This is a genomic window from Accumulibacter sp. (assembly GCF_036625195.1).
GTDB lineage: Bacteria > Pseudomonadota > Gammaproteobacteria > Burkholderiales > Rhodocyclaceae > Accumulibacter.
Window position 1 is genome coordinate 4,726,751 of sequence record NZ_JAZKUG010000001.1, and the last position, 13,166, is coordinate 4,739,916.

The window sequence follows — 13,166 nt, forward strand, 5'->3', positions numbered from 1 at the left end:
TGAAGCCGGGACCGGAGCGGAACGAGCCGGCGGCCAGCGGGCCGTTCGGCAGCGAGCTGAAGATCAGGTTCTCGAGTTCGATGCTGTCGTCGAGGACGTTGAAGTCGCCGATCGTGTCGCGGTTGGTCGCGGCGTTGGGGAGCGTGTCGAAGCGGAAGATGTCGGCGCCGAGGCGCCCGCCAGGCTGTCGTTGCCGAAGCCGCCGAGCAGGGTGTCGTTACCCGCAGCGCCGTCGAGGGTGTCGTTGCCGTTGCCGCCTTCGAGGCGGTTGGCGTTGCCGTCGCCGGTGAGAGTGTCGGCATGGGCCGAGCCGACGAGGTGCTCGATGCCGGTGAGGATGTCGCTGCCGGAGCCGGCGGTGGCCTGCGCCCCGGCAACCGCCAAGCTGACGCTGACGCCGCTGCTGGCGCCGTAGAGGTAGCTCAGGGTGTCGTTGCCGCTGGCGCCGTCGAGGACGTTGTTGCCGGCTCCGGCGTAGAGGAGGTTGTCGAGGGCGTTGCCGGTCAGGCTCGCTGCGCCCGTGGCGAGGATGCGGCCGTTCTCGATGTGGACGCCGAGGGTGTAGGCCGACAGCGAGCTGTAGACGAGATCGATGCCGCCGCTGGTGGGGTTGGCGTTGCTTTCGCTGACGGTGTCGCCGGCGTTGTCGACGTAGTACGAGTCGTTGCCGTCGCCGCCGACCAGGCTGTCGGCACCGGTGCCGCCCCAGAGGCGGTCGTTGCCGGCGCCGCCGTCGAGCGTGTCGTTGCCGGAACCGCCGTCGAGGAAGTCGTTGCCTTGCGCGCCGTTGAGGCGGTTGGCGTTGGCGTCGCCGGTAAGCGTGTCGTCGTAGGTCGATCCGGTGAGGTTCTCGATACCGGCGAGGGTGTCGCTGCCGGAGCCACCGGTGGCCTGTGCGCCACTGAGGGCGAGGCTAACGCTGACGCCGCTGCCGCTGACGGCGTAGAGGTAGCTGACGGTGTCGTTGCCGCCGGCGCCGTCGAAGAGGTTGTTGCCGGTACCGGCGTCGAAGAGGTTGTCGAGGGCGTTGCCGATGAGGTTGGCGGCGCTGGTGGCGAGGATGCGGCCGTTCTCGATGTGGGCGCCGAGGGTGGTGCTGGCGAGGTAGCTGAGGACCTGGTCGGTGCCGCCGGTGGCGGGGTTGGCGTTGGTCTCGCTGACGCTGTCGCCGGCGTGGTCGAGGTAGTAGAAGTCGGAGCCGTCACCGCCGAGCAGGCTGTCGGCACCGGTGCCGCCCCAGAGGCGGTCGTTGCCGGCGCCGCCGTCGAGGGTGTCGTTGCCGGCGCCGCCATTGAGGAAGTCGTTGCCCTGCGCGCCGCTGAGGCGGTTGGCGTTGCCGTCGCCGGTGAGGGTGTCGTCGTAGGTCGAACCGGTGAGGTTCTCGATTCCCGTGAGGGTGTCGCTGCCGGAGCCACCGGTCGCCTGCGCGCCGGCAAGGGCGAGGCTGACGCTGACGCCGCTGCCGCTGACGGCGTAGAGGTAGCTGACGGTGTCGTTGCCGCCGGCGCCGTCGAGGAGGTTGTTGCCAGTGCCGGCGTCGAGGAGGTTGTCGAGGGCGTTGCCGCTGAGGTTGGCGGCGCCGGTGGCCAGAATGCGGCCGTTCTCGACGTGGGCGCCGAGGATGTAGGCACCGAGGTAGCTGAAGACCTGGTCGGTGCCGCCGGTTGCCGAGTCGGCGTTGGTCTCGCTGACGCTGTCGCCGGCGTCGTCGACGTAGTAGGAGTCGGATCCGTCGCCGCCGACCAGGCTGTCGGCACCGGTGTCGCCCCAGAGGCGGTCGTTGCCGGCACCGCCGTCGAGGGTGTCGTTGCCGGCGCCGCCATTGAGGAAGTCGTTGCCTTGCGCGCCACTCAGGCGGTTGGCGTTGGCGTCGCCGGTGAGGGTGTCATCGTAGGCCGAACCGGTGAGGTTCTCGATGGCGATCAGGGTGTCGCTGCCGGAGCCGCCCGTGGCCTGTGCGCCGGCGATGGCGAGGCTGACGCTGACGCCGCGGCCACTGACACCATGGAGGTAGCTGACGGTATCGTTGCCGCCGGCGCCGTCGAGGAGGTTGTTGCCGGTGCCGGCGCCGAGTAGGTTGTCGAGGGCGTTGCCGCTGAGGTTGGCGGCGCTGATCGAGAGGATGCGGCCGTTCTCGACATGGGCGCCGAGCGTGTAGGCAGCCAAGGTGCTGAAGACCTGGTCGATGCCGCCGCTTGCGGGATTGGCGTTGGTCTCGCTGACGCTGTCGCCGACGTGGTCGACGTGGTAGAGGTCGGAACCATCACCACCGATCAGGCTGTCGGCACCGAGGCCGCCGTCGAGGGTGTCGTCACCGGCGCCCCCGGCCAGGGTGTCGTTGCCATTGGCGCCTTCGAGCCGGTTGGCGTTGCCGTCGCCGCCAAGGGTGTCGGCGTGGATCGAGCCGCTGAGGTTCTCGATGCCGACGAGGGTGTCGCTGCCGGAACCGCCGGTCGCCTGTGCGCCGGCAATGGCGAGGCTGACGCTGACACCGCTGCTGACGCCGTAGAGGTAGCTCGCGGTGTCGTTGCCGCCGGCGCCGTCAAGTAGGTTGTTGCCGCTGCCGCCGTAGAGAAGGTTGTCGAGGCCGTTGCCGGTGAGGCTGGCGATGCCGGCGGCAAGAATGCGGCCGTTCTCGACGTTCGCGCCGAGGGTGTAGGCGGCGAGCGAGCTGAAGACCTGGTCGGTGCCGCCGGTGGCTGGGTTGGCGTTGGTCTCGGTGACGCTGTCGCCGGCGTGATCGATGTAGTACTGGTCGGAGCCGTCACCACCAGTCAGGCTGTCGGCACCGCTACCGCCCCACAGGCGGTCGTTGCCTTCGCCACCGTCGAGGGTGTCGTTGCCGGACCCGCCGTCGAGGCTGTCGTCGCCCTGCGCGCCGTTGAGAACGTTCGCCCCGCCGTCGCCGGCGAGGGTGTCGGTGTAGGCGGAGCCGGTGAGGTTCTCTATGGCGATCAGGGTGTCGCTGCCCGAGCCGCCGGTGGCCTGCGGGGTGGCGATGGCGAGGCTGACGCTGACGCCGCTGCCGCTGACGCCGTAATGGTAGCTGACGGTGTCGTTGCCGGAGCCGCCGTCGAGATAGTCGTCACCTGCACCACCAACCAGCGTGTCGTCGCCCTCGCCACCGTGCAGCCAATTGGCGTCGCTCGAACCAGCAAGATAATCGTTGAGATCCGAGCCGTCGACACCTTCGATGCTGGTCAATGTGTCGGTGTCACCGGAGCAGTCGCGCGCCTGATTGGCCGCAACGGTCACGCTTGCGGCATAACCCGAGACACCAGCGACCGTGATGCTGCTTGCCGAGAGATTGACAATCGCCCCGTAGATTACACCCTCTTCGGGGTCGGCATCATATTCAACCGCATCCCAGGAAGCGCCACCCTGGATGGTGTCGTTGCCCGCTTCTCCGTCGATCCATGTACCGGCGTCGTCCCGACCGCGGATGTAGTCATCATGGTCTGAGCCACCGATATCGAGCCGTCCAGCGGAGAGGACAAAGGTATCGACGTCGCCATGGCTATCCCGCGCCGTCCTGCTGGCAACCGTTACGCCACCGACGGTGATGCTCGTGTTACTCAGGTTGACGATGACTGCCAGCGGGCCGCCGTCGTCCTCGACCTCAACCCGGGAATTGGCGTCGGTTCCCCCGACAAAGGTGTCATTGCCGGCACCTCCCGAGAACTCGCGGGAACCGGATCCCCCGTAAAACACGTCCGCGAACTGCGTCCCATCGACATCTTCGATGCTGATCAGCGTGTCTTCGGTGATTCCGTCGGCGTGCAACACCCGTCCATCAGCCAGCACATGCCCGTGGACGTTTTGCGTCACCCCGCTGAGATTGATGACGATGCCACCGGACTCGCGGGTGTAGTTGACCGAGTCATCCCCGTCCCCACCATCAATGACGCTCTGTCCGCCCTGCCCGTCAAGATCGTCGTCGCCAGCGCCTCCGAAGAGGAAATCAGCGCCACTGCCGCCCAGGATTTCATCGTCGCCGTCGCCTCCGGAAAGGGTGTCATTGCCCGCGTTTCCAAAGATCAAGTCATCGCCGCTCCCGCCATTGATGGCCTCGCCGGAAGACGTTCCGATCAGCACGTCGTTTCCTGGTGAACCGCTCAGCGAATTGGAGAAGGTGTACGGCGGGTCGCCATCGGAGAAAGTCATGGTCTCAATGATCGGGGCCGCGAGAAACTGATCCTTGATGGTGATCCGTCCCTGCCCGTAGAACTCCACGACCAGATCGTTGCCGCTGCGGTAGAGATCCCACTCGTGATAGCCGGCGGAGTCGTCCAGCTCGAGGGTGTCCACTCCGCCCGAATCCGTAATGACGTCGTGACCCGATCCCAGGACGTAACGGTAGAGGTCATTTCCGAGAGAACCATTCAGCAAGTCGTTGCCATTCCCTCCGTCGAGCGTGTCGTTGCCAGCCCCCCCCGAGAGCGTATCGTCGCGAGCCCCGCCCGAGAGCGCGTCGTTGCCGGCGGTACCCGTCAACCCGAGGTCCAGTGCGCTGTCGATCAGGATTTGTGCTGCTGCAGCACCATGGTTGAAAACTGCGTACGTGCGGCCGCCGTGGTTGACCGTGCCTGCGTTGCTCCAGTTGGTGGCATCGGGCAAGACAAGGGCATCACCGGTGTTGCCGAGCACGGCCAGTTGATGGCGCTGCTCGGGGTTCACGCCGTTGGCGCCACCGGCGGCGAGGTTGTAGGTGCCGTCGGTCCAGCCGGTGGCGTTGTTGAAGTGGTTCATGCCGGCCATGTCGAGGACGTCAACAACGTTCAGCGTCAGCGTGTTGTTGCCGCTGCCGGTGAGGTCGATACGTTCGATCGACTCGATGCGCGACTGGCTGCCTGGGGTACTGGCGCCCTGGTTGGCGATTGTAGTGAGATCCAGGGTGAGGCCGCTGCCGGTCAGGGCCAGGGTGTCGACGCCGCTGCCGCCGTCGATGCGGGCGAGTTGGTTATTGGTGACGCCGCTTGCCAGTGCAGCGACATTGCTGGCATTGAGCACGAAGCGGTCGTCGCCGGCGCTGCCGTAGAGAACATCGGCGCCGCCGTTGCCGATCAGCGTGTCGTTGCCAGCGCCGGCGACGAGCGTCTCGGCGGCGGCGCTGCCGGTGAGGGTGTCGTTGCCAGAAGTCCCAAGCTGATCGACGGCGCTGGCGGCGAAAGCGTCACTGGTGCTGCCGAAGATGACGTAACTGCGGCCGGCATCGCTGCGGCCCTCGGGGTCGCCATAGGGGGCGCCGACGACCAGGTCGGCAAGTCCGTCGCCGTTGATATCGCCGGCTGCGGCAACGCTGCGGCCGCTCACGTCACCGGCACACTGGCCGTCGATGACGAAACCGCCGGATCCTAAAGCGATTGCCGAAAGATCAACGACGTGATTCTCGGTTTTGCCAAACACCACGTAGGTTCGCCCTAGCCCAGTACTGGCGGAATACGGGCTGCTGCGATAGGCACCGACGATCAGGTCCGCAAGACCGTCGCCGTTGACGTCGCCAGCGCCAGCGACACTAGCGCCGCACCAGTCGCCCCAACTCTGGCCGTTAATGACAAAACCGCCCCCGTTGGCTATCGCCGAGAGATCTATGGCCGTACTACCGGTCTTTCCGAAGATGACGTAAGTGCGCCCGGCGTTGCTGCCGCCAGCGTGGCTGCTGAAAGGCGCCCCAACGACCAGATCTGCCAAGCCATCGCCGTTGACGTCTCCTGCGCCGGCAACGCTCCACCCACTGTGGTCATAAAAACACTGTCCATTCATCACGAAGCCGCCCGAACCACTGGCGATCGCCGAAAGGTCAACTGCGCTACCGCTGCTTTTTCCGAAGACGACGTAGCTACGGCCCGCAAGACCTCCGCCCGCAGGGTCGCTCTGGCGTGCGCCGATGATCAGGTCGGCCAGACCGTCGCCGTTAACGTCGCCGGCCGCGGCTACACTTCCGCCACTGGCATCACCCGCGCACTGTCCGTTGATCATGAATCCACCGCTTCCACCGGCGATCGCCGAGAGGCCGACGGCCGCACCGTCGCTCTTGCCGAAAACGACATAGCTGCGCCCGGCAGCGCTGCGGCCCGCGGGGTCGCCGCCTAGCGCCCCGACGATCAAATCGGCAAAACCGTCGCCGTTGACGTCGCCGGCCGCGGCCACACTCCAACCGCTGTAGTCACCCGCACACTGGCCGTTGATCACAAAGCCACCGGTGCCGGCGGCGATGACCGAGAGATCGATGGCCATTCCGCCGGTCCGACCGAAGATGACATAGCTGCGCCCGGCATTGCCGCCGCTCGCCGGATCGCTCGCGCGCGCGCCGACGATCAGGTCGCTCAGGCCGTCGCCGTTCACGTCACCGGCGGTGGCGACGCTGAAGCCGCTGTTATCCCCGGCGCATTGACCGTTGATCACGAAGCCGCCCCCCAAGCCCGCAGCAATCGCCGAGAGTTCGATGGCCGTGCTGCCGGCCCGGCTGAAGACGACATAGCTGCGCCCGGGCCCGGCATAGCTGCTGCGTCCCGCGGGAGAGCTGTGCGGGGCGCCGACGATAAGGTCGTCCAGACCGTCGCCATTGACGTCGCCGGCGGTGGCAACGCTGAGGCCGCTCCAGTCACCGGCGCACTGGCCGTTGATGACGAAGCCGCCGTTGCCGTTGGCGATCGCTGAGAGATCGATCGGCGCGGCGAGATTGCTGCCGACGCGGGTATTGATCAGCAGTTGCGCTGCGGTGGCGGCGGCGTTGAAGACGGCGTAGGTATGGCCACCGTTGCTGACCGTGCTGCCGGAATTCGTCCAGGCGCCATTGACCTGGACCGTGTCGCCAGCGTTGCCGTCGATGACCAGTTGATGCTTCTGCACGATGGTTCCGAGGCCGCTCCAGCCGTTGCCGTTGTTAAACAGGTTCATCCCGGCCATGTCGAGGATGTCGCCGACGTTCAGCGTCAGCGTGTTGTTGCCGCTACCGGTGAGGTCGATACGTTCGATCGACTCGATGCGCGACTGGCTGCCGGGGGTGCTCGCGCCCTGGTTGGCGATGGTGGTGCGGTCGAGCGCGAGGCCGCTGCCGGCCAGGGTGATGGTGTCGATGCCGGTGCCGCCGTCGATGCGGGCGAGTTGACCACCGGTGACTCCGGCGGCCAGCGCGGCGATGTTACTGGCGTTGAGCACGAAGCTGTCGTCGCCAGCGCCGCCGTAAAGGACATCGGCGCCGCCGTTGCCGATCAGGGTGTCGTTGCCGGCGTTGCCGACCAGCGTCTCGGCTGTGGCGCTGCCGGTGAGCGTGTCGTTGCCGGTGCCGCCGATCTGGTCGACGGTGCTGGCGGCGAAAGCGCCGCTGGTGCTGCCGAAGATGACATAGCTGCGGCCGGCATCGCTGCGGGCTGCCGGATCGCTCGCGGGTGCGCCGACGATCAGGTCGGCGAGGCCGTCGCCATTGATGTCGCCGGCCGCGGCCACGCCGAGGCCGCTGTTGTCGCCGCTGCATTGGCCGTTGATGGCAAAGCCGCCAGTACCACTGGCGATCGCCGACAGGTCGATGGCGCCACTGCCGGTCTTGCCGAAGACGAGGTAGCTGCGCCCGGCGTCGTTACCGCCCGCAGGATTGCTGCCAGGCGCACCGATCAGGAAATCGGCCAGGCCATCGCCGTTGACGTCGCCGGCACCGGCAACGTCGAGGCCGCTGGCGTCGCCGGCCGACTGGCCGTTGATCACGAAACCACCACTGCCGCTGGCAATTGCCGAGAGGTTGACCGCACCACCACCGCTCTTGCCGAAAACGACGTAAGTGCGCCCGGCGTCGGCGCCGCCCGCGGAGTCGCTGCCGGGGACGCCGACGATCAGGTCGGCGAGGCCGTCGCCATTGACGTCGCCGACACCGGCGACGCCTTCACCGCTCAGGTCCGCCGCACAGTGGCCGTTGATGGCGAAGCCGCCGTTGCCAGTGGCGATCGCCGAGAGGTCGACGGCGCCGCTTCCGCTCTTGCCGAAAACGACGTAGCTGCGCCCGGCATTGCTGCCGCTCGCCGGATCGCTCTGGCGCGCGCCGATGATCAGGTCGGCCAGACCGTCGCCGTTGACGTCACCGGCGCCGGCCACCGGCCAGCCACTCCAGTCGTTGGCGCTCTGGCCATTGATCACGAAACCGCCGTTGCCGGCGGCGATGGCCGAGAGGGGAATGGCCGAGCTGCCGCTCCTGCCGAAGATCACATAGCTGCGGCCGGCGTTGCCTCCGGCTGCCGAGTCGCCATAGGGCGCGCCGACGACCAGGTCGGCGAGGCCGTCGCCGTTGATGTCACCGGCAGCGGCGACGCTGCGGCCGCTGTAGTCACCGGCACATTGGCTGTTGATGACGAAGCCGCCGCTGCCGGCGGCGATCGCCGACAGCTCGATGGCGCTGCCGCTGCTCTTGCCGAAGACCAGATAGCTGCGCCCGGCAGCTATGCCATGTGATGCATGGGCGTCGTCCGGCCCGATGAGCAGGTCGGCGAGGCCGTCGCCGTTGAAGTCGCCGGCCGCCGCGACGCTGTAGCCACTGGTGTCGTCGGCGCTCTGGCCATTGATGACGAAGCCGCCGCTGCCGCTGGCGACCGCCGACAGCTCGATGGCCGTGCTGCCGGTCCTGCCGAAAACGACGTAACTGCGCCCGGCCTCGTTTAGTCCTGCGGGAGAACTGTAAGGGGCGCCGACGATCAGGTCGTCGAGGCCGTCGCCGTTGATGTCGCCGGCGCCAGCGACGCTCCAGCCGCTGGCGTCACCGGCGCTCTGGCCGTTGATCACGAAGCCGCCGTTGCCATTGGCGATCGCTGAGAGATCGATCGACGCAACCGGAGGCGCGGCGAGATTGCTGCCGACGCTGGTATCGATCAGCAGTTGCGCTGCGGCGGTGTCGGCGTTGAAGACGGCGTAGGTATGGCCACCGTTGCTGACCGTGCTGCCGGAATTGGTCCAGGCACCATTGACTTGGACCGTGTCGCCAGCGTCGCCGTCGATGACCAGTTGATGCTTCGGCACGATGGTTCCGAGGCCGCTCCAGCCGTTGCCGTTGTTGAACAGGTTCATCCCGGCCATGTCGAGGATGTCGCCGACGTTCAGCGTCAGCGTGCTGTTGCCGCTGCCGCTGAGGTCGATGCGTTCGATCGACTCGATGCGCGACTGGCTGCCGGGGGTGCTCGCGCCCTGGTTGGCGATGGTGGTGAGGTCGAGCGCGAGGCCGCTACCGGCGAGGGTGATGGTGTCGATGCCGGTGCCGCCGTCGATGCGGCCGACTTGACTACCGGTGACGCCGGTCGCCAGCGCGGCGATGTTACTGGCGTTGAGCACGAAGCTGTCGTCGCCAGCGCCGCCGTAAAGGACGTCGGGGCCGCCGTTGCCGGTCAGCGTGTCGTTGCCGGCGTTGCCGACCAGCGTCTCGGCTGTGGCGCTGCCGGTGAGCGTATCGTTGCCGATGCTGCCGAGCTGGTCGACGGCGCTGGCGGCGAAAGCGCCGCTGGTGCTGCCGAAGATGACGTAGCTGCAGCCGGCCTCGTTGCCTGCTGCGGGATCGGCAAACGGCGCGCAGATGATCAGGTCAGTGAGGCCGTCGCCGTTCACGTCACCGGCACCGGCGAGCCTGCCGCCACTGTAGTCACCCGCGCACTGGCCGTTGATCACGAAGCCGCCATTGCCGTTGGCGATCGCCGAGAGGTCCACCACGCCGCCAGTGGTCTTGCCGAAGACGAGGTAGCTGCGCCCGGCGTTGCTGCCGGCAGCGGGGTCACCGCCATACGCACCGACCAGCAGGTCGGTCAGGCCGTCACCATTGAGGTCACCGATTCCTGCTACGCGGTGACCGCTGGCGTCGCCGGCGCACTGGCCGTTGATCACGAATCCCCCGCTGCCGTTGGCGATCGCCGAGAGCTCGATGGCGCCCGTTGTGGTCTTGCCGAAGACGAGGTAGCTGCGCCCGGCGTCAAGGCCGGCGGCGAGGCCGCTGTGATAGGCGCCGACGATGACGTCGGCGAGGCCGTCGCCATTGACGTCGCCGGCACCGGCGACGCTGTAGCCGCTGTTATCCCCGGCGCATTGACCGTTGATCACGAAGCCACCGTTGCCGTTGGCGATCGCCGACAGGCTGACGGAAGTGCCGCCGCTCTTGCCGAAGACGACATAGCTGCTTCCAGCCTCGACTCGCCCGCCCGGGGTATGGCTGTCGGCACCGACGATCAGGTCGGCCAGCCCGTCGCCGTTGACGTCACCGGCTGAAGCGACGCTGCCGCCGCTCCAGTCGCCGCCGAACTGGCCGTCGATCACGAAGCCGCCGCTGCCATTGACGATCGCCGAGAGTTCGACAGTCGCGTTGCCGGTCTGGCCGAAGACGACGTAGCTGCGCCCGGCATTGAGGTCCGGGCGCCCGACGATCAGGTCGGCGAGGCCGTCGCCGTTGACGTCACCGACCGCCGAGACGCTGACTTCCGACTGCTGGTCAGGCTGTTCGACGTTGATCGCGAAGCCACCAGCGCCGTTGGCGATCGCCGAGAGCTCGACGGCGGCACCGCCGCTCTTGCCGAAGACGACGTAGCTGCGCGCGGCGTTGGGCCCACCAGCAGCGTCGACGCTGCCCACGCCGACGATCAGGTCGGCGAGGCCGTCGCCGTTGAGGTCGCCGGCTGCGGCGACGCTCTTGCCGCTCACGTCACCTGCACACTGGCCGTTGATCACAAAACCGCCGCTGCCAGCGGCTATCGCGGAGAGGTCGATCGCGGTACTGCCGGTCTTTCCGAAGACGACGTAGCTGCGCCCTGCCTCGTTGCGTCCTGGGGGGGAGCTGTAAGGCGCGCCGACGATCAGGTCGTCGAGGCCGTCGCCGTTGATGTCGCCGGCACCGGCAACGCTCAAGCCGCTGGTGTCACCGGCGCACTGGCCGTTGATGACGAAGCCGCCAATGCCGGTGGCGATGTCGGACAGGTCGATGGCGGACAGCGCTGCCGGTGGGGCGGCTGCAGCCACATACACATCGTTGGTAAAGGGGTTGGCGATGCTCACCACGTTGGTGAGCTGGCTGGCCACCGCGCTGCTGTTGCCGCCGTAGTCGCTGTATCCCCAGGTGACCACCGAGCCATCGGCGCGCAGCGCCGCAAAGGCGTATGGCGTCGAGAAGACCTGGGTGACGTCGATGCTGCCACCGAGCGCCGCCGCCACCGCGCTGCTGTCACCACCAAGGCCGCTGTTTCCCCAGGTGACCACAGAGCCATCGGCGCGCAGCGCCGCAAAGGCTTCGCTCGTTGAAAAGACCTGGGTGACGTCGATGCTGCCATCGAGCGCCGCCGCCACTGCGCCGCTGTAGCCGCCATCGGAGCTGTCTCCCCAGGTGACCACCGAGCCATCGGCGCGCAGCGCCGCAAAGGACCCTTCTGTTGAGAAGACATGCGTGACGTCGATGCTGCCATCAAGCGCCGCCGCCACCGCGCTGCTGTCGCCGCCACGGGTGCCATAGGGGCCGTTGCTTCCCCAGGTGACCACCGAGCCATCGGCGCGCAGCGCCGCAAAGGCTTCGCTCGTCGAAAAGACCTGGGTGACGTCGATGCTGCCATCGAGGGCCGCCGCCACCGCGCTGCTATCGCCACCATAGGCGCTGTCTCCCCAGGTGACCACCGAGCCATCGGCGCGCAGCGCCGCAAAGGCCCGTTCTGTTGAGAAGACCTGCGTGACGTCGATGCTGCCATCGAGCGCCGCCGCCACCGCGCTGCTGTCTCCGCCATAGTCGCCGCCTCCCCAGGTGACCACCGAGCCATCGGCGCGCAGTGCTGCAAAGGCGTAGTCCGCTGAGGAGACCTGGGTGACGTCGATGCTGCCATCGAGCGCCGCCGCCACCGCGCTGCTGTCGCCGCCATAGTCGATGTCTCCCCAGGTGACCACTGAGCCATCGGCGCGCAGTGCTGCAAAGGCGTCGTACGCCGAGAAGACCTGCGTGACGTCGACGCTGCCATCGAGCGCCGCCGCTACCGCGCTGCTGTCGCCGCCAGAGAGGGCCAATCCCCAGGTAACCACCGAGCCATCGGCGCGCAGCGCCGCAAAGGCTTCTCTGGTTGAGAACACGTGAGTGACGTCGATGCTGCCATCGAGCGCCGCCGCCACCGCGCTGCTGTTGCCGCCGTAGCCGCTGTCTCCCCAAGTGACCACCGAGCCATCGGCGCGCAGCGCCGCAAAGGCGTGCCACGTCGAAAAGACCTGCGTGACGTCGAGGCTGCCATCGAGCGCCGCCGCCACCGCGCTGCTGTCGCCGCCCCAGGGGCCGTATCCCCAAGTGACCACCGAGCCATCGGCCCGCAGCGCCGCAAAGGCAGACCCGTTACGGAACTCCCCGGCACTCCGCTCTGCCGACACGGGCGGCTGCGGCGTCACCGTCAGCCCGAGCAGGCCGTGCCATTGCGGCCGGTGCAGCAGCGCGCCACGTAGCTCGCCGACATCGAGGCGCCATTCACCGCCGAGGCGCGCATCGCCCAGCGGCGCCGACGCGGCGGCGACCGGCGCCCCGATACCTTCGGTCAAGGCCCCGACGAAGGCGCGCCCGGCATCGCCCTGTCCCACTTCGCAGGCGTAGATTTGGACATCGCCGCGCGCAGCGAGCGCCTGGCCGATCGTCGCCAGCGCTTCCGCCTGCGCATCGAGGGTCTCCCGGGTCAGCTCGCTCGCGCCGAGCAGCAGCGTGCCGGGACGGCCGTGAGCCAGGATGCGAATCGAGTCCAGGCCGCTGCGGCCGGCCAGCGCGGCTTGCACCTGCGCCAGCCCGTCGCTGTCGCCATCGACCAGCCGCCACTCGCTGTCGGCCTCCAGGCCGGCGATCAGCTGCTGATGGTCGGCCACACGGCTGTCGATGAAGGCAACGCTGGTCGTCACGCCGGTTGCGGCAACGCCATTGTCGTTTGCCGTCCGGCTCGCCACGACGTCGGAGTCCGTCGCGTTGGCCGCGCACCGCCCCTCGGTCAGCGCGCCAGCAGTCGCGGCAATGCCGCTGGAAAGGTCGAAAGTGGTCACGCGAGTCTCCTTTTTCTTCTTGTGGAATAGACGAGCGGATGGTAGCAATCAACGATATCTGTGTCCACTTCAGTGGGCGGCGAGTTGCGCGGACAGCAGCGGCTTACCGTTCGGCTGGGCGGGTCATTTTCTTCATACATGGCGAGCCCCGCAACAGCCGA

Annotated in this window: 1 protein-coding gene; it reads right to left on the bottom strand. The window is 67.7% G+C overall.

The genetic code is table 11. The features are described from left to right. Window positions 1–63: 63 nt before the first annotated feature. The gene (locus tag V5B60_RS20595) at window positions 64–13,005 is read right to left on the bottom strand and encodes a DUF4347 domain-containing protein (protein WP_332349790.1); all 12,942 of its coding nucleotides are present in this window, start codon (window positions 13,003–13,005) and stop codon (window positions 64–66) included. Between the last annotated feature and the right edge of the window lie 161 nt (window positions 13,006–13,166).